Genomic DNA, 16,193 nt, shown 5'->3' with positions numbered 1-16,193 from the left:
TGGTAGACTATATCTTGTGGAAAGTATGTCGAGCGGACACAATATTCGGTTTTATAAAAAGGTGGGATGATATTATTCTCACAGATTTATACCCTTCATAGACGGATAAAGTCCTTTGACATATCAGGTTTAGCTTTTATTTCACTATTATAGTGGGATAAAAAATCAGTTTTATTTTTTAAGTGAGGAAAATGGTATGAAAAAAAGATTAGTAACTGCACTTGCATGCATGATGCTTGCAGCTGCACTCCCTATGAGTGTTCATGCAGAAGAGGGGAAACGTATTCACGGCGATTCCATGCAGCAGAATGCTGCCGAGATGAAATACGATATTCATTATTATGAAGCTGCGGTAGATGACAAAGCTGCATATTATTACAAATTCCGCACAGACAAAACCGAGGGAATTTATCTTATAAGCCTTGCATCAATCGTTGGCAGTACATCCGCAAACGGCACAGTAACAGTACAGGTGAAGGACCAGTACGGAACAGTTGTTGAGCAGCAGACAGCAGGCGGAGCAGGAGCTGCTTACAGAAATACTCTTAACGGAAAAGCTATTGATGTAGTGCTTCCCGTGAGCGGTCTTGAAAAGGAAAAGAATTACTACATTTGCGTTGTTACAAACGATGGCGACAATTCAAAGCAGCTCGAAGTAACAAACAAGCTTTGCGTTGAATGTGTTCCTTTTGTTCCTGCATCTAATTTTACAATGAAGAACAATGCGAACGGCTCAATGGAATTTACCTGGAGCAATGTACAGAATGCCAACACTTACAGTCCCCTTTCAGCATATGACGGATTCCAGCTTGAGCTTAATGCCAACAATGTTTCCAAGACAAAGTACATCGGAAACGGTGGCGTAACATCATACACACTTGCAGGTAACGATGCCGATCTTATTGCTCTTGGATATCCTGCAACAAAGGTTCGTATTAAACTTGGCTCACTTCAGAACTACAGATCAGCCTTTGAAGATAAGGTTCAGGTTACAAAATGCGTTTACTCCACACAGGAATTCTTTACAACAGTTGTAACTAAAAAAGTAGAAGCAAAGTCAAACGGTTTTACATACAGAATCACTAAGGTTAAGGGTGACGGAACAGGTACAGTTTCAATACTTGGACTTTCAGATAAGAACAGTGCCGGCAAGACAATGAAGATTCCGGACAGAGTAACTATTAACGGAATTTCATACATGGTAACAGCAATCGAGAAAAATGCTTTCAAGAATAATGCAAAGGTAACTACACTTGAAATCGGTGAGAACGTAGAAAAGATTGATAAGTCAGCATTTTTCAATTGCCCTAAGTTAAAGACCATCAGATTTAAGTCAAGAGTTCTTAATACTATTGGCAAGGATGCATTTAACAAGATTCCTAAAAAGACCAAGGTATACTGCCCGGATAAGACATTTAAGAAGAAATATAAGAAGCTTCTTAAAAAGAAGATTTCAGCAGGTACTAAGTACTACACACTGTAAGGAACTGCAAAATCAGCAGTTCAAAGGCAGTATTCGGAGGATTCAATGAGTAAAGCTGATGAGATTTTTATAAACATGTGTAAGGACATCCTTGAAAACGGAACCAGTACAGAGGGTGAAAAAGTCCGCCCTCACTGGGAGGATGGAACACCTGCATATACCATAAAAAAATTCGGAGTTGTGAACAGATACAACCTTGCGGAGGAGTTTCCGATAATGACACTTCGCAAGACCGCACTCAAGAGTGCAACCGATGAGATGCTCTGGATCTGGCAGCAGAAGTCGAATAACATCAATGACCTTCACAGTCATGTATGGGATGAATGGGCTGATGAAAACGGATCCATTGGCAAAGCTTACGGATACCAGATGGGTGTGAAGCATCAGTATAAAGAGGGATGGTTTGATCAGGTTGACAGAGTTATCTACGATCTTAAAAACAATCCTTTCAGCAGACGGATTATGACAAACATATATGTCCACCAGGATCTGTCAGAGATGAATCTTTATCCCTGTGCCTACAGCATGACATTTAATGTGACACAGAAAAAGGGAGAGGATAAACTTACTCTTAACGCTATTCTGAACCAGAGATCGCAGGATGTACTTGCGGCTAATAATTGGAATGTGGTTCAGTATTCCGTTCTGGTACACATGCTTGCTCAGGTCTGCGACATGAATGTTGGTGAACTGGTTCATGTAATTGCTGATGCGCATATATATGACAGACATGTGGATATCATAAAGGAACTCATTAAGCGTGAGCCAAAGCCGGCACCGACTTTCCATCTGAATCCTGATGTACATGATTTTTACCAATTCACACGAAATGATGTCTCTCTTGAAAACTACGAAGTTGCAGGAGAACAGATAAAGGATATTCCGATAGCTATATAAATAAGTAAAAAAAATAACTGCCGTATCAGATTTTTCCGATACGGCAGATTTTTTATATTATTGACTAATCAGTCAAAAACAATATTCAGTTTTCAGATATTGATCCTTGAACGAACTCTCACTTCTCTTATTTGAGTCAAGGAAGTCATATAATTATCTAAGGTTAATCAATTCTTCACATGGCTTTCAAGTATTTCGCCATTAGCCTTGTCAATATGATAGCAGAAAGCTACAGGTCCAAGATAGAATTCTGCCTTGTAAACTGCTGTTCCATCAATTGTGTCTTCCCAAACCTTTGTATATTTAACTGCAGTCTGTGAATAACCTGCTTTTTCTATAGCGATATTAAGAGCATCGCCTTCTGTGATCTCAGCAGCAGCTTCTACTACTTCAGCATCCACATTTTCTACTTCTGCCTCAGCCTTTGTAACCATAGGTGATAAGCAGAATATCATAGCGATTGCCATTGTTGATATTGTTGCGATTATTCTCTTCATAGAAAAAAGCCTCATTCAAAAAAATTTGTAAGAAATATTGTAATTTGAATATATGCGCTTTAAAGCGGTGCGTCAATAAATATAATCATAACTTAACGTTTGTGAACAAGATTTGATATTCGTGCTATTTTTAGTTTATAATCTTTATAATTAACATTTGGAGAAAATGCAGATAAATACTGGAGAAAAGGACTGCTTTACGTAAATTTTAGGCCAGGTTGCCGTATACTTAAATGTTTAACAAACCGGAAAGTCAGATATTTAGGGCTTTTGGCGCTACTTAACACATCTTAAAAAAGCCTTTTTATGGAAAAACAGGCGTAGTTAATGTATTATGGATAGCGGTAAAACATGATAAGGGATTCACGCCAAGCGGTACCTCTTATTATGATCGATGACAGGAGGAAACAATGAAAATAATTCTATCAGCAGATGAACACTGGGGAATAGGAAATAAGGGGCAGCTTCTTATTAGAATTCCCAACGATATGAAGAACTTCAGAGCAGAAACTATGGGAAAAGTCCTTGTATATGGAAGAAAAACTCTTGAGACATTTCCCGGGCAGCAGCCGCTTGAAGGAAGAAAGAATATCATTCTTTCGACCAATCCTGATTATGAGGTGAAAAATGCAACAGTAGTCCACAACCTCGATGAACTTCAGGACGCAATAAAGGAATATGATACTGATATCGTGTACTGCATCGGTGGTGCAAAGGTTTACGAAGAACTACTGCCTATGTGCGATACCTGTATTGTTACCAAGATAGACAGGACCTTTGAAGCAGATTGCTTTTTTACAAATCTCGACGAGGATCCCGAGTGGGAACTTTATGAGGAGAGCGATGAACAGGCATATTTTGATACCACTTATACATTCAGAACCTATAAAAGAGTTTCAAAATAAAGATACACAAATATGAATTGGTTGATTTTATCAATATTTTATAAGGAAAAAGTCACATAAATCTTGATAAAGCAAGTCATTTTTGGTAGTATCACAATTGTAGTGTTTAGTAAGCAGGGAAGAGTGCGCCCTTTTTGGCAAATTCTACATGGAGCGTTTTCCTTCCTTCGCAGATAGATTTTAATAATCATCACTATAAAATCACTATATCTTAGATTCTAAGGAGGTACTTATGATTTACTCAACAGAGGTAAAAAATATGTGTCCCGTAACACAAGGGGTACATCATGGTGCTGCTCCCATTCCTGAAGAGGCAAAGTGGGTTCAGTCCAAAGAGATCAAGGACATTTCCGGTTATACACATGGTATCGGCTGGTGTGCTCCTCAGCAGGGTGGCTGCAAGCTTTCCCTTAATGTTAAGGAAGGTGTTATCCAGGAGGCACTTGTAGAGACTATCGGATGTTCAGGTATGACTCATTCTGCAGCTATGGCAGCTGAGATCCTTCCCGGACTTACAGTTCTTGAGGCACTCAATACTGACCTTGTGTGCGATGCTATCAACACAGCTATGAGAGAACTCTTCCTTCAGATTGTGTACGGCAGAACACAGTCCGCATTCTCAGAGGATGGTCTTCAGATCGGTGCAGGTCTTGAGGATCTTGGTAAGGGATCACGTTCAATGGTTGGTACAACCTACGGAACACTTGATAAGGGACCTCGTTATCTTGAGCTTACAGATGGTTATATCACAGACCTCGCTCTTGATGAGAACGACGAGATCATCGGTTACAAGTATGTTAACTTTGGCAAGATGATGGACTTCATCAAGGCCGGCGATGATGCTAATACAGCTATCGAAAAGGCTAAGGGTCAGTATGGACGTGTTGCAGATGCAGCTAGATTCATCGATCCCAGAAAACAGTGATAAAGGTAAGGAGGAAAAAATAATGGCTTTATTTGAATCATATGAAAGAAGAGAGCCCCAGATCCTGGCTTGCCTTAAGGAGTATGGGATTTCTTCTATAGAAGAATGTAAAGAAATTACAATGGCAGCAGGCATTGATGTTTACAGCCTCATCGAAGGCATTCAGCCTATCTGCTTTGAGAACGCTAAGTGGGCTTACACAGTAGGTGCTGCTATCGCTATAAAGAAGAACTGCCGTAAGGCTGCTGACGCTGCAGCTGCAATCGGTATCGGTCTTCAGGCTTTCTGCATCCCCGGTTCTGTTGCAGACCGTCGTAAGGTTGGTCTTGGACATGGTAACCTTGGTAAGATGCTTCTTGAAGAGGATACAGAGTGCTTCGCATTCCTCGCTGGTCACGAGTCATTCGCTGCTGCTGAGGGTGCTATCGGTATCGCTGAGAAGGCTAACAAGGTTCGTACAAAGCCTCTTCGTGTTATCCTTAACGGTCTTGGAAAAGACGCTGCACAGATTATTTCCCGTATCAACGGATTTACTTATGTTGAGACAAAGTACAACTACTTCACAGGTGAGGTAGAGGAAGTATTCAGAAAGTGCTACTCAAAGGATGCAAATTCACCTCGTGCAAAGGTTAACTGCTACGGCGCTAACGATGTACAGGAAGGTGTTGCTATCATGTGGAAGGAGAACGTTGACGTATCTATCACAGGTAACTCAACCAATCCTACAAGATTCCAGCATCCCGTTGCAGGTACTTACAAGAAGGAGCGTACTGAGGCTGGTAAGAAGTACTTCTCAGTTGCTTCAGGTGGTGGTACAGGCCGTACACTTCACCCTGATAACATGGCAGCAGGTCCTGCTTCCTACGGTATGACAGATACTATGGGTCGTATGCACTCAGACGCTCAGTTTGCAGGTTCTTCTTCAGTTCCCGCTCACGTTGAGATGATGGGTCTTATCGGCGCTGGTAACAACCCGATGGTTGGTATGACTGTTTCTACAGCCGTTTCCATCGAGGAAGCAGCTAAGGCTGGCAAGTTCTAATCCTTTTAGAATTTAATATTACAAATATGAGAGGTTGTCGCACTAGTGCGGCAGCCTTTCTTTATCTATACGCCGAACCGCGAAGATATCCATTCTGAAATACTTGTTTTTGTCTGCGGTGTGGTTTTCTAAAACTCAATAAACAGCAAATGCCTCATTTCGACGTCGCTCAGAGAAATCGGCATTTGCTGTTTACTTCGTTTTGAAAACCAACATCCTCGTCCGAGAACTGCGCATTTATGAATGGATGGCTTCACTGCGAGTAATAAGTAAAGACTAGTAACCCCCATCCCGCTGTGTTATACTTACACTGATAAAAAAGTTTTTTTGTTTTATTCGGGGGTATTTTTCCATGAAATTAAAAAATCAAATAGTTGCCGGTGTTATGGCTGCGGCTCTGATTATCACGTCCGTTCCGGCCGTGAACGTTAACGCTGCAAAGATTAAATATACAGGGACGTATACAAAGGATATTGAGATTGAGCGTGTCGAAACTACAACGAAGAAGGATTCTTCCAAAACAGCACTCAATTCAGATTTGAGTGTTAACACACTTGCTACCAACGATACTGCTACGATAGTAGACAATACCAACAACAGTCAGACTACAGGAGATGGTAAGACAACAAACGGTACTGACTCAGCAACCATCGATCCTTCAACACTTCCGGTGGTTGAGGCACAGGATGAGAATGTCAGAGTTATGGCCGGTATGAAGTTTATGATAAGTGCTACGAGATACGGTACACTTATTAAGACAAATAAGAACAAATCCCAGTTCAGATTTAAGTCATCTAATAAAAAGATTGCAAAGGTCACAAGCAAGGGCGTTGTGCAGACTATAAAGAATGGTAAGTGTGACATAACGATTACTGATAAAAAGGACGGTACAGTATACATTATGCATCTTACCGTCGCTAAGTCAGTAAAGGTCAAAGATATAAAATTAAATACTTATTCAAAGACCTATAAGAAGAAAGGCAAAGGTAAGTCTTTCCAGCTGACAGCAGAGGTAACACCTGACAAGTATGATAATATTCCGGTTTACTGGGGATCAACAGATAACAGCGTTGCTACCGTAGATTATAAGGGGCTTGTAACTGTAAAGGACTACGGAGAATGTGAGATATACTGTAAGGCAGGATCAAATAATAAGATTGCTAAGTGCACAGTCACAGCTAAGGATCCAAATGCAAATAGCGAAGAAGGCAACGGAACAGGCTATAGTAAGCTTACCTACAGAACAGGTAAACTGGTAGATATCTCAAGTCATAACACAGTTAGTAACTGGGAGCAGCTTAAGAAAAGCTGTGACGGCGTGATTATTCGCTGCGGATACCGCGGATATTCAGGCGGAACATTGAATGAAGACATTAAGTTCAGAAGTAATGTATTCAACTGCCAGCAGCACGGAATTCCTTTTTCAGTATATTTTTATACAACTGCACTGACTGAGGCAGAGGGTGTTGAGGAAGGTAACTATATAGCGAATCTGCTTGGCGGAATGAATATTTCAATGCCTGTATTTATAGATACAGAGAGCAGCGGAACCGGAAAAGGAAGATCCGACAATATGTCCAAGGCTGCAAGAACAGCTGCTGTAAGGGGAGCATGTTCACAGTTACAGGCAAGAGGAATTCCTGCAGGTGTTTATGCATCAACATACTGGCTCTACAACAATATAGATATGAGTCAGCTTCCATATTCCGTATGGGCTGCTGATTACAGAGGATATTGCGGATATTCGGGAAGTAAATTTGCATGGCAGTATACATCAAGTGCAACAGGCTACGGAGTTGCAAACAGATGTGATGTATCTAACTGGTACAACTAATATTACTTTGGTATCGACTATCCAAAGTCAAAAGATGTAAAAACTGCCCCAGGTGGCTCTGCCGCTTGAGGCAGTTTTCATGTGAGAGAAAATGACGAATTTCATAAGAAATACGGTATCCGTAATGAACCATGCTTTCGCAAAACGAAAGGCTTGTCTGCCAAAGGCAGATTTCTGAACGATTTTTCCTTGTTATCGTTCGAAAAGTCATAGATTATTGAACATAGTTTATTTTTGCGTTCAAAAGTCATATAGAGCAATACACCGACATAAGTCAGAAAAAATACTTTATAGATGAGGAGCTATATTATGTCAGACAATTTATTAGGAAACATGTACAACGATTTCTTTGGTCCGGGATCGGGCGGAGACGGAAAACCTCCGGTTTTTGATGATCCGAAACAGGAAGAGAAGATCAAAAACCGTGTGAGTGAAGATTTCGAAAGAGTAAGAAAAGGCAAGGATATCATTGGGGTAAAACAAAAGGCGGAGAAGGTACTCTCTGATATAAAAGGGGCAAATATAATCCCTGATATCAGAGGATCAAAAACAGGCTCTGATATCAAAGGTGTAACGGACAGATCTAAGCCCTCTCTTACAAGCGCGGATGAGGCATTAAACGAAGCCCGTGCACTTTTTAATAATGCAGATAAGCCTGTACCACCTCGTCCGACAGCAACAGCTACATCAGAGACGGTTCAGCAGGAGGCACCAAAGGAACCTGAGCCTGAGACTGATCCTATGGAGGATTTAAATAACCTTACCGGACTTTCCTCTATTAAGCATGATGTAAAAGAGCTTACCGACTTTGCTAAGGTTCAGAAGATGCGTAAGGATGAAGGAATGAAGTCCGTTCCTGTTTCACTTCACCTCGTATTTACAGGTAATCCCGGAACAGGTAAAACAACAGTTGCGAGAATTATTTCAAGAATCTACAAGCAGATAGGTGTCCTTTCAAAGGGACAGCTGGTTGAAGTAGACCGCTCAGGACTTGTCGCCGGTTATGTAGGACAGACAGCATTAAAGACACAGGAAAAAATCAACCAGGCTCTTGGCGGAGTGCTTTTCATTGATGAGGCATATGCACTTTCTCAGGAAAATGATGCTTTCGGGCAGGAAGCGATAGACACAATCCTCAAAGCTATGGAGGATCACAGAGATGACCTGGTTGTTATTGTTGCAGGCTACACAGCACCTATGGAGAAATTCATAAACTCTAATCCCGGTCTTAAGTCCCGTTTCAACAAGTATATTGAGTTCCCGGATTATTCTGTGGACGAGCTTGTGGAGATATTTAACAGGAATCTTGAGAAGTATGAATACGAGCTTGAGGAAGACGCCAAGAAGCATGTGAGGGAGATGATAAGCCAGAGAAAGCTTACAAGACTTGAGAACTTCGCAAATGCCAGAGAGGTAAGAAATCTCTTTGAGGAGATTGTAACTAATCAGGCAAGAAGAATCGCTAAGCTTGAAAATCCAACGGCTGAAACCATCAGGATGATCACATGTGAAGATTTGGTAGATAACACATTAGAAGAGAAAAAAACAGAAGATAAAACAGAGGATAAAACTGAATTATCCGAAAAAAAGGAAGATAGTGTATCATCAGAAGAGGTAACAGAAACCAAGGACGATAGCACCTCATCGGAAGAAGCAGCTGAAACTATGGACGATAGCACCTCATCGGAAGAAGTAACAGAAACCGAGGACGATAATACATCATCCGAAAATGAATAAGTAGTTTAAAAGAAAAAAGCAGCGGATATGCGTCTGTAAAGAGACGAGTCCGCTGCTTTTATATATTAACTCGATCATATGCTTGATAAAACTTAATCCACTGCATCCTCATCAGTTGTCGATGGACGCCTGATCTTGTTAGCTTTCAAACTTGAATACCTTCTGGTTCAGGAAATTTCCGACGAAGGTAATTGTGGGGCCGAGGAGGAAGACCATGAGGACGGTGCAGGGTTCCAGCATTCCTCCAAGGAAAAGGCCTATGAGTAAAGCTGTTGCATCAAAACAGATTCTTACGAATTTAAAGGGAACCTTCTTAAATACTCTCTGACTTAAAATGTTCGGAATGGCATCGTAGGGTGATACGCCCATGTCGGCATTCATGTAGAGAGATGCGGCAACGACAAAGCAAAGAAGACATATAATAAAGACAATACCTCTATAGGGCCATTCTCTGAAGAAATAATCAGGGATGGTCCTTTTCCATATCCATCGGCAAAAATCTGCGATGTATCCGATGAAGACCATGTTAGCGATAGTGCCGGGACCTATCTGATGGCGGTCAAAAAGAATGACAAAAATAAACAGTATAAAATTAATAAAAAGCTGCCAGTTTCCGAACATGATGCCAAGGCGGTCGGAAACGGTTACATTCATGAAGGTGCATGGGTCAGTTCCGAGATTGACCGAAATCAGAAATGAAAGAAAAAAGCCCATAAAAAATACTCCAAGTGCCATTATCCAAAACTTTTTGGCAAAACCGGGCTTTTGAAAATACTGTTTGATCTTTTCTGTAATGCTCATAAAAACAAATCTCCTCATATATAAACAATGACTATCGACTACGAAGAATCGCAATCCATCCTATTTTGATTGATTTTATTAAGTTTGTAAAGGAATACTTTAGATAGTCTTAAAAAAACATAAAAACGCTCATTTGATATTCTTTTCGTTGTATTATATTCGTGTAGGTGTACGGTAGGGTTACTGTATGATAACGCAATATTTTGACTTAAGAGCGTGTCATACAATGAGTCTTTAACACTACAAAATTTGTGGGGAGCAGGATATTATTGACAAGTAAAGAAGGCAGTCAGTATATCCGAAAGCAGGATATTTAGGCAATCCAAAAGGACAGTCAGTATATCCTTATCCGGCCGGGATGTACCGGATAGAAAATGATATTTAAAGAGGAGAAAAAATGAAAATTTATTTGTGCGGTCCGGATGAGACTTTAAGCCAGGCACTTTCAAATGTTATGAAAAATGATCCTGACGAGAGGACTTTTACTCTGGATGAGGAAAAGGACAGGTGTTATATAGGGGATGAAGTTTTTAGTACAGCGCCTGTTATCATCAATAAGAACAACCAATATTATGCTGTAAGAGAAGTATAAATTCTTGAACCCATTTTCATTTTTTGTGTTCAGGAAGTCATAACTTTTGTTTCTGCGAGGGATATATGCTTAGAAATGAGGAGATTGATCAGTTAACAGGTCTGCCAAATCTGTATTCGTTCAGAAAAGAAGCACAAAAACTGATGGAAAACCGCAGCAACAGGGATCGTGAGTTTGTCATCATTTATTTTGATGTGCAGAATTTCAAGAATTACAACGCCCGCTATGGTTTTGAAGCAGGGGATCGCTTTTTACAGAATATGGCAAAACATATAAACAAAATCTTTCCGGAGCTTATGGTTGCCAGGTTTTCGGATGATCATTTTGTTGCGCTTGCTTATTTTGACAGTATTGAATCCAGAATAGATGACCTCGGACGAAGGATTATGAGCTATAATCCGGATTCCGGGGTAGAATTGCATGCGGGCATTTATCAGATCGAACCGGATGATTATGATATCAGCAGCGCTTGTGATAAGGCGAGGATTGCATGCAATAGCATAAAGAAGAATTACGACAGTATTTTCAGATATTATGACAGAGAACTGGGAACGCAGTTAGACCTTGATCATTACATAATCCATCATATAGATGAAGCTGTTGCAAACGGATATATTCATGTCTATTATCAGCCTGTAGTCAGGGTTATAACGGGACGAGTATGCGGTTTTGAGGCTCTTGCCCGGTGGATTGACCCGGAACACGGCTTTCTTATGCCCGGAGCTTTCATTCCGATTCTTGAAGATGCCCATAAAATATATAAGCTGGATGCCTATATAGTCAGACAGGTGTGCCGCGATATAAGAGAATATATGGATCAGGGATTAAAGCCCCACCCTGTTTCAATAAATATCTCACGTACAGATTTTCATCAAAAGGATATGTATCGTGTGGTAAATGATGCTGTAGGCAAATGCAACATTCCAAAGAGCCTTATTCACATAGAGGTTACGGAGAGTGCTCTTGGTGACAGTCAGGATACTCTAAAGGGAACTATCGATAAATTCAGACGCGGTGGTTATCAGGTTTGGATGGATGACTTTGGAAGCGGTTATTCCTCGTTAAATCTTCTAAAGGACTACGAATTTGATGTCTTAAAATTCGATATGAAGTTTTTGCAGAACTTTGGCTCCAATCCTAAGGAGACAGCTATTTGGGAGAACGTAATAAACATGGCGGAGGAAATCGGCATCCAGACACTTGCAGAGGGCGTTGAAACCCTTGAGGCATGGGATTTCCTTAAGAGGGTCGGCTGCGAAAAAGCCCAGGGGTATTTTTTCGGAAGACCCATGACAAAGGAAGAGTGCATCGATTATCTTGATGAAGTCACAGAACGTAAGGATGATAGAAATCTTTTAGAAAAGGATGAAGAGGCATACGACCATAACAGAAAAATAATCGAACTTAAGAAGGAAGAGGAAGAAGAGGGCGAAGAGGAAAGAATCGGAAGCATAGATGATGAGCTTTTTATGGCTGAATCGCCTGTATATCTGACTCTTGCAGCAAGGGGGTTTGTATCCTTGCTGGAATACAATTCTTACTCACAGTTTCAGAAGCATTCATTTTTCATAGTGGCAAATCTGACAAAGGATAAGCTTATGCGGCTTCACCTTAGCAGTAAGAGAAAAATTCTGGATAAGTCCTATCATCAGGAAGAATCTTACCAGAAGATGATAGATGAGATTGTTGAGAATACGGTTATCAAGGATGAGCAGGAAAACGTAGCTGACTTTTTTGGAAAAGAAAGACTGATACTTGCTTATCACAGCGGGATAACTTCTGATGATCTTGAGTTTCACAGGATTGTGGATGTCAAGATGGCACCGAGATGGACACATACCATATATCAGATAATGGAGGATAACGGTGAGCTTATAGCTTACTTCCTCTCTTTTGATATAGATGAATATAAGCGTTCCAAGGATCTTGTAAGACAGATGGCGGAGAGAGACTCTCTGACAGGCCTTTACAATAGACATACTGCAGTACCGCTAATAAGAAACAGATTATACAGGCATCAGAACGGAAAATCCGCAATGATCATGGCTGATATAGATGATTTCAGAGTTATTAATGACAAATACGGCAATTTTGCGGGAGATGAGGTTTTAAGGAGAATATCCGCAAGGCTTGATGATATCTTTGGAAGAGATGGAATTGTCTGCCACCTTGATCAGGATGAATTTCTTGTTTTCGTGGAAAATGTGGAGCCTGATAATCTGAAGAAAAGGATAGATGTATTGTGCGAAAGCACCTACGAAGTAAGCTATCACTCAGAAAAGATTACTTTTACCATATCTGCAGGTTATGTGATACATCCCGATCAGGGAAGAGGCTACCATGATCTTTTCAGAAAAGCTGACCAGGCGATGAGCAGGGCAAAGCAGGCAGGAAAAGGACTTGGACTACAGTTTGAAGAGCAGTGATTTGATGAGGAAACTGCCATGTACCGAAAACACGACTATAACTTTTATCTGCGATACATAGTTCTGATCATATTATTCGCAGTTACAACGACACTGACTATTCATAACAATTTGCATATAGACAATAGTGAGAGCTTAAGTGCCTTTCAGTTTGCGGTTGTGTATTTTTTAAAGTTTTCACCGCTTATTATATTGTCTGCGTTTGAGGGCGTAATACCTTCAATTTTGTCATGCTTTCTTTTGTTTGCTGTTAAAGCATCGGTTAATAAAGAGCTCGCGTTTGTGGCCGGCATTTATATTTTGGGTGCTGCCATTACTCATTATTTTTCCATGAGCGGAATGTTTGGAAAAATTAAGAAGGCAGTTCTTGTTATGCTTTTTTACATGTTCTTTTACGGAAGTGTGTGGGGAGGCTTACTTGGAATACTGGCGGGCAGAGGCTTTATGGAATTTATTCCGACCAGATCCTTTTTCTATTTTATTAATGAGCTCCCGGAGGCGTTTCTTTCCGTGGCAGTTTTGTATCTGGTATTTGCCAAATCGCCGAATAAGATAAAGGCTTTGTTTTTCAGCGGCGTCTATTACAGAACCGATGTTGACGAGCTTACCATGAAAATGGCGGATCTTAGGAAGTCAAAGCTAAGCCGGACTATATCCATGATAATCGGAGTTCAGGCATGTGCTCTCGGATTTGTTGCCGCAGTTTACGCAAATACTCTGATACCGAGTATGAAGCAGGCTGCTGCGATTGAGATAAATGAAGAAGTTGATAAAATTACCACTGAGATTGACTGGTCGAAAATGACTAACATAATCGATCTTGAACAGAAGGTCAGTGCTATTGAGGCTGTGAGAAAATCCGGATATATAAGTCTTGGGCTTAATAATGAGACTCTGATTTTTGATACCAAGCTGATACTTCTGATATTGATAGTGGTAATCCCATTAAGCGTACTTGCAAACCAGTTTGCCCAGTACAGGATTACCAGACCTATAATGCGGCTTGCTGATGCTGTGCAGGCATTCTATGACCTTGGTGCCAGCGGTCTTGATGAAAATCTTGAAAAGCTCAGAAACCTCAATATCTACACGGATGATGAGATTGAGTATATGTACACCAACTCCGTAAAAACAGCGGAGACCATGGTCAGCTATATAAAAATGATACAGGCGCAAAGGAGTCTTGCTGATGAGCTAAGGTCACAGCAGATGGCAAACGAAGCCAAGAACAATTTTTTGTCCAGCATGTCACATGAAATAAGGACACCGATAAATGCCATGCTTGGTTTCAACGAGATGATTCTCAGAGAGAGCAAGGACCCGGAAATATTAAAGTATGCTTCGAACGTTAACAGCTCAGGAAAGCTTCTTCTTGGACTGGTTAATGATATCCTTGATTTTTCAAGGATTGAAGCGGGAAAAACGGAGATAATACCCGTTGAGTACGACCTTAGTTCACTTGTTAACGATCTGATAAACACCGCGCACATGAGAATGAAGGGAAAAGGGCTTGAGCTTAAGACCAATATTTCCACTGATATTCCATGTATACTTATGGGCGATGAGATACGTATAAAACAATGTGCTATGAACGTCATCACCAATGCTATCAAATATACCAACGAGGGAAGTGTTACTATTACTATTGATCACAAGGTGATAGATGATGATAATATTTCACTCAGATTCAATATTAAGGATACCGGAATAGGAATACGCAAAGAGGATATGGATAAGCTCTTTGCTCCCTTTGAGCGAATTGAGGAGAGCAGAAACCGCACGATCGAAGGCACCGGCCTTGGAATGAATATCGTTAAGCAGCTCCTTTCGCTTATGGATTCAAGACTTCTTGTCAGCAGTGAGTACGGAAAGGGCAGCGAGTTTTCATTTTCAATAAAGCAGAAGGTTCTGAACTGGAATCCTATCGGAGATTTTGCGGCGACCTATGAGGAGACACTGATGGGACAGGATACCTATCATGAGAGCTTCCACGCACCGGAGGCCAGAATCCTTGTGGTTGACGATACGCTTGCAAACCTTACGGTAATCCAGGGACTTTTGAAGCAGACTCAGATAAAGGTTGATACGGCTGAGAGTGGCTTTGAGGCTCTGGAAAAGGTCTGTGAAAATAAGTACAACATTATTTTCATGGATCACAGAATGCCGACCATGGACGGCATTGAAACCTTCCGTGCAATGAAGGATCTTGATGAAAACATAAATAAAGACACTCCTGTATATGCGCTTACCGCAAATGTAATAAGCGGTGCAAGGGAGATGTACTTTAAGGAAGGCTTTTCGGGGTATCTTCCAAAACCCGTGGATTCAGGGAGGCTTGAGGATACGATATTAAAAGAGCTTCCGACTGAGCTTATAATAAGACCGGAGGATGATGATTTTGTCCTGGAGTCAACACCGGAGGAAATAGGAGCAGAGAATCTTGAAGCAATAGGTATTATGACACACATAAACGGTATCGATTATGAGACAGGTGTAAAGAACTGTGGTGGCCCTTCCGCACTCAGGGAAGTTGCAACTAATTTTGCATATGCCATAGAGTCCAATGCAAAGTCAATAGAGGATGCCTGGAATTTCAAGGATTTCGAGAACTATACGACCTATGTGCACGGTTTAAAGAGCTCCGCAAGAGTTATAGGTGCTACGGAACTGGCGAACCTTGCAGCCTACCTTGAGCAATGTGGAAACAAGAAAGATATTCATGAGATAGAGAGAAGAACTCCCGAACTTCTTACAATGTACAAAGAGTATATAGACTATTTAGAGCCGCTTACGGAAGGCGGGGACTTAGAAAAAGAAGAGGATATGAACAAGCCCCTGATAGAACCTGAGGAGCTTAAGGGAGCACTTACGAGTCTTAGGGAATTTGTGGAAGGCTCATATTTTGACAGTGCTGACGACGTTGTTTCTATGATGGATGACTATCGTATGCCGGATGATTTTAAGGCAACCTATAAGGAAATAAAAAGGATGCTATCGGCAGTAGACAGAGACGGTCTCCTTAGAATATTGGAACAGATTTAAGGCAGGAACTTC

General features: G+C 40.9%; 12 protein-coding genes. 10 read left to right on the top strand and 2 right to left on the bottom strand.

All coding sequences use genetic code 11. The features are described 5' to 3' along the window. The first annotated feature begins 196 nt into the window (after positions 1 to 196). Both BV60_RS0113465 and thyA read left to right on the top strand, forming a co-directional pair. Positions 197 to 1,483, top strand: a complete 1,287-nt coding sequence (locus tag BV60_RS0113465) for a leucine-rich repeat protein (protein ID WP_029322560.1) — start codon at positions 197 to 199, stop codon at positions 1,481 to 1,483. Between the two features lie 45 nt (positions 1,484 to 1,528). After that, the gene (gene thyA, locus BV60_RS0113460; RefSeq protein WP_029322559.1) at positions 1,529 to 2,380 is read left to right on the top strand and encodes a thymidylate synthase; all 852 of its coding nucleotides are present in this window, start codon (positions 1,529 to 1,531) and stop codon (positions 2,378 to 2,380) included. A gap of 167 nt (positions 2,381 to 2,547) precedes the next feature. On the opposite strand, the gene BV60_RS22110 is transcribed toward thyA, so the two are convergent. Further along, a complete protein-coding gene (locus BV60_RS22110; protein ID WP_051656731.1) occupies positions 2,548 to 2,877 on the bottom strand; it encodes a hypothetical protein in 330 nt (109 codons plus the stop codon). A 410-nt stretch (positions 2,878 to 3,287) separates the two neighbouring features. Here BV60_RS22110 and BV60_RS0113450 point away from each other — a divergent pair, with 410 nt between their 5' ends. The 5 genes from BV60_RS0113450 to BV60_RS22105 all read left to right on the top strand — a co-directional run bounded on the left by BV60_RS0113450 (position 3,288) and on the right by BV60_RS22105 (position 9,320). After that, positions 3,288 to 3,782, top strand: a complete 495-nt coding sequence (locus BV60_RS0113450) for a dihydrofolate reductase (protein WP_029322554.1) — start codon at positions 3,288 to 3,290, stop codon at positions 3,780 to 3,782. 232 nt (positions 3,783 to 4,014) lie between these two features. Further along, on the top strand, positions 4,015 to 4,707 hold the full coding sequence (locus BV60_RS0113445) for an iron-sulfur cluster assembly scaffold protein (protein WP_022763478.1): 693 nt from the start codon (positions 4,015 to 4,017) through the stop codon (positions 4,705 to 4,707). A gap of 22 nt (positions 4,708 to 4,729) precedes the next feature. Further along, entirely contained in the window at positions 4,730 to 5,749 is a 1,020-nt protein-coding gene (locus BV60_RS0113440; protein ID WP_026491969.1) for a GGGtGRT protein, read from the top strand. A gap of 352 nt (positions 5,750 to 6,101) precedes the next feature. Next, complete coding sequence (locus BV60_RS0113435) at positions 6,102 to 7,583, top strand: GH25 family lysozyme (RefSeq protein ID WP_029322553.1); 1,482 nt, start codon at positions 6,102 to 6,104, stop codon at positions 7,581 to 7,583. Positions 7,584 to 7,892: 309 nt separating this feature from the next. Then, entirely contained in the window at positions 7,893 to 9,320 is a 1,428-nt protein-coding gene (locus tag BV60_RS22105; RefSeq protein WP_051656730.1) for an AAA family ATPase, read from the top strand. Positions 9,321 to 9,458: 138 nt separating this feature from the next. Here BV60_RS22105 and BV60_RS0113425 read toward each other — a convergent pair whose 3' ends face one another. Continuing rightward, a complete protein-coding gene (locus BV60_RS0113425; RefSeq protein ID WP_051656729.1) occupies positions 9,459 to 10,121 on the bottom strand; it encodes a YczE/YyaS/YitT family protein in 663 nt (220 codons plus the stop codon). 397 nt (positions 10,122 to 10,518) lie between these two features. Here BV60_RS0113425 and BV60_RS0113420 point away from each other — a divergent pair, with 397 nt between their 5' ends. The 3 genes from BV60_RS0113420 (at position 10,519) to BV60_RS0113410 (ending at position 16,181) form a co-directional block, all read left to right on the top strand. After that, positions 10,519 to 10,713: a hypothetical protein gene (locus tag BV60_RS0113420; RefSeq protein WP_029322548.1), complete on the top strand. Its 195-nt coding sequence runs from the start codon at positions 10,519 to 10,521 to the stop codon at positions 10,711 to 10,713. 65 nt (positions 10,714 to 10,778) lie between these two features. After that, entirely contained in the window at positions 10,779 to 13,139 is a 2,361-nt protein-coding gene (locus BV60_RS22100) for an EAL domain-containing protein (RefSeq protein ID WP_051656728.1), read from the top strand. 18 nt (positions 13,140 to 13,157) lie between these two features. Continuing rightward, positions 13,158 to 16,181, top strand: coding sequence for an ATP-binding protein (locus BV60_RS0113410; protein WP_051656727.1), 3,024 nt, complete (start codon positions 13,158 to 13,160; stop codon positions 16,179 to 16,181). Positions 16,182 to 16,193: the final 12 nt, after the last annotated feature.

This window comes from Butyrivibrio sp. AE3004 (assembly GCF_000703165.1).
GTDB lineage: Bacteria > Bacillota > Clostridia > Lachnospirales > Lachnospiraceae > Butyrivibrio.
Note: the sequence above shows the minus strand (reverse complement) of the source record. Positions and strands in the feature narration are given on the sequence as shown.

Bases quoted from the DNA above. Each gene is read 5' to 3' on its own strand.
- BV60_RS0113465 (WP_029322560.1), top strand. From the start codon at position 197: ATGAAAAAAAGATTAGTAACTGCACTTGCATGCATGATGCTTGCAGCT.
- thyA (WP_029322559.1), top strand. From the start codon at position 1,529: ATGAGTAAAGCTGATGAGATTTTTATAAACATGTGTAAGGACATCCTT.
- BV60_RS22110 (WP_051656731.1), bottom strand. From the start codon at position 2,877: ATGAAGAGAATAATCGCAACAATATCAACAATGGCAATCGCTATGATA.
- BV60_RS0113450 (WP_029322554.1), top strand. From the start codon at position 3,288: ATGAAAATAATTCTATCAGCAGATGAACACTGGGGAATAGGAAATAAG.
- BV60_RS0113445 (WP_022763478.1), top strand. From the start codon at position 4,015: ATGATTTACTCAACAGAGGTAAAAAATATGTGTCCCGTAACACAAGGG.
- BV60_RS0113440 (WP_026491969.1), top strand. From the start codon at position 4,730: ATGGCTTTATTTGAATCATATGAAAGAAGAGAGCCCCAGATCCTGGCT.
- BV60_RS0113435 (WP_029322553.1), top strand. From the start codon at position 6,102: ATGAAATTAAAAAATCAAATAGTTGCCGGTGTTATGGCTGCGGCTCTG.
- BV60_RS22105 (WP_051656730.1), top strand. From the start codon at position 7,893: ATGTCAGACAATTTATTAGGAAACATGTACAACGATTTCTTTGGTCCG.
- BV60_RS0113425 (WP_051656729.1), bottom strand. From the start codon at position 10,121: ATGAGCATTACAGAAAAGATCAAACAGTATTTTCAAAAGCCCGGTTTT.
- BV60_RS0113420 (WP_029322548.1), top strand. From the start codon at position 10,519: ATGAAAATTTATTTGTGCGGTCCGGATGAGACTTTAAGCCAGGCACTT.
- BV60_RS22100 (WP_051656728.1), top strand. From the start codon at position 10,779: ATGCTTAGAAATGAGGAGATTGATCAGTTAACAGGTCTGCCAAATCTG.
- BV60_RS0113410 (WP_051656727.1), top strand. From the start codon at position 13,158: ATGTACCGAAAACACGACTATAACTTTTATCTGCGATACATAGTTCTG.